Here is a 2,461-nt window from a genome sequence, read left to right as displayed (position 1 = left end):
TGGTATTAAAACAGGATTAACATTTCATAAAGTAGGTTTATTTAGCGATATTGGAAATGGGTTTGTACCACAACCAGGCGATCCTGCTTTTTCACAAGATATCAGTAATACGTATTTTAATATTGGTTCCGGACTTTTTTATTACACCAACAAGTATTATTTAGCTTTTTCTGTGCCTAATATGTTAAAGTCAAAACACTTGGATTTACGTGTAAACAATGACCAAGTAGAATTTGGATCAGAAACGAGTCATTACTTTTTAACAGGAGGTTATGTGTTTGATTTGAACGATAAAATAAAATTCAAACCCTTCTTTATGTTAAAATCGGCTTTTAATATATCGCCTTCATTAGATGTGTCTACTAATTTCTTATTCAATGAGAAATTTGAAATTGGAGCTACCTATAGATTAGATGATAGTTTTGGAGGTATGGTTAATTATGCTATTTCTCCAAATTTACGAATTGGATATGCTTACGATCACATTGTATCAGATTTGAAAGTAACCACTCCTTCTTCTCACGAGATTATCTTGTTATTCGATTTGAATTTCCCGAAGAAAGTCTCTCGTTCACCACGATATTTTTAATTTAAAAGCGATAAAGACATGAAGAAACTATATATAACCTTAAGTTTTGTAATCGCTAGTGGAATGCTAAGTGCACAAAACGCCAAGACCAAGGATGCCGATAAACTATACGATCGATTTGAATATATTGATGCTGCCTCAGCGTATTTAAAATTAACAGAAAAAGGCTATGAGGATAGCTATGTTCAACAACGATTAGCAGATAGTTATTACAATATGTTTAATACTACTGAAGCTATCAAATGGTATGAGAAAGTAGTAGCCTCTAAACCTAAAGATGCAGAGGTATATTACCGCTATGCACAAATGCTAAAAGCGGAAGGAAATTACGAGCAAGCGCAAAAGCAAATGCAAGAATTTGCACAGCTAAAACCAAACGATGAAAGAGCGGTTACTTTTAAGAATAACCCAGACTACCTAACCGAATTAAAATCTAAAAGACCTATTTTTGAGATTAAATCGTCTGCCTTAAGTAGTGCAAAGTCAGATTTTGGAGGTATCATAACAGACGATAATACGATATACTTTACCAGCGCTCGTAATGAAGCTAGAAAAACCTACGGATGGAACGACCAACCGTATTTGGATGTCTACCAAGCTACTTACAATGCCGATGGTACAACTAGCGAAGCTACTTTAGTAGAAAGCGTGAATACCAAATGGCATGATGGTCCTGCAACAGTAACGGCAGATGGTAACACCATGTACATTACTAGCGAGAGTTTTAATGAAAATAAATTTGAAAAATCAGACGATAAGAAATCTAGATTTAGTAGAATGTATTTATATAAAGCTACTAAAAAAGACGGTAAATGGACTGGTTTAACACCACTTCCAATAAACAATATCGAATACTCTTTACGTAACCCAAGCATTAGTCAGGATGGTAAAACATTGTATTTTTCATCGGATATGCCAGGTGGTTTTGGAGGAGAAGATATTTGGAAAGTAAGTGTTAATGGAGACGAATATGGTACACCAGAGAACTTAGGAGATAAAATTAATACGCCAGGAAACGAAAGTTTTCCATCCATTACTAGCGAAAACATATTATACTTCTCTTCGGATACCAAACAAGGTTTTGGAGGGTTTGATATATTTGAAGCAGATTTAAACACCAATGCAGCTCCTATTAATGTAGGAGAGCCTGTAAACACAGCTAAAGATGATTTTGCGTTTAGTTATAATGCTTCTAAAAAAGCAGCTATTTTCTCAAGTAATCGAGAAGGAGGCGTTGACAACCTGTATATGGCAAGCCCAATATGTGGTGTAAATGCTATTGTAGTGGTTAAAAATGCAACGACAAGAAAAGCTATCGAAAGCGCTTTAATTCATGTGCTAGATGATACGAATTCTTTAGTAACAAGCAATTCAAGTGATGGTACAGGAAGACAAAGTTTTGAAATCCAATGTGATAAAGAATACAGCTTTAAAGTATCTAAAGAAGGGTTTGAAGATGGAATTTTTACCATGCCAGCTTCGCCAAACGGTTCTACTATTGTAGAAGCTTATTTAGAGCCTATAAAACCAATTATTACCGAAACAGAAGTTATCTTACAACCAATTTACTTTGAGTTCAACAAAAGCAACATAACGGCACAAGGAGCAGAAGAACTAGACAAGTTAGTAGTGGTAATGAACGAGCATCCTGAGATGGTTATTTTTGCAAAATCACATACCGATAGCAGAGGTAAGGATAAATACAACTTAGACTTATCTGATAGAAGAGCCAAAGCAACAGTACAATATATTATCTCGAAAGGAATTAGTAAAGAGCGAATCTCTGGACAAGGATTTGGAGAAAGCGAACCAAAAGTACCTTGTAAAGAGTGTACCGAAGAAGAACACGCACAAAACAGACGCTCAGAATTC

General features: G+C 35.1%; 2 protein-coding genes. Both read left to right on the top strand.

Annotation, left to right across the window (positions count from 1 at the left end; translation table 11 throughout):
- On the top strand, positions 1–589 hold a 589-nt coding region (locus CX675_RS20240), incomplete at its 5' end, for a PorP/SprF family type IX secretion system membrane protein (protein WP_240723700.1).
- A gap of 18 nt (positions 590–607) precedes the next feature.
- Positions 608–2,461, top strand: a 1,854-nt coding sequence (locus CX675_RS19590; protein WP_130736951.1) for an OmpA family protein, incomplete at its 3' end; no start/stop codon positions are given.

It is taken from the genome of Flavobacterium sp. J27, from assembly GCF_004303025.1.
GTDB lineage: Bacteria > Bacteroidota > Bacteroidia > Flavobacteriales > Flavobacteriaceae > Flavobacterium.
Note: the sequence above shows the minus strand (reverse complement) of the source record. Positions and strands in the feature narration are given on the sequence as shown.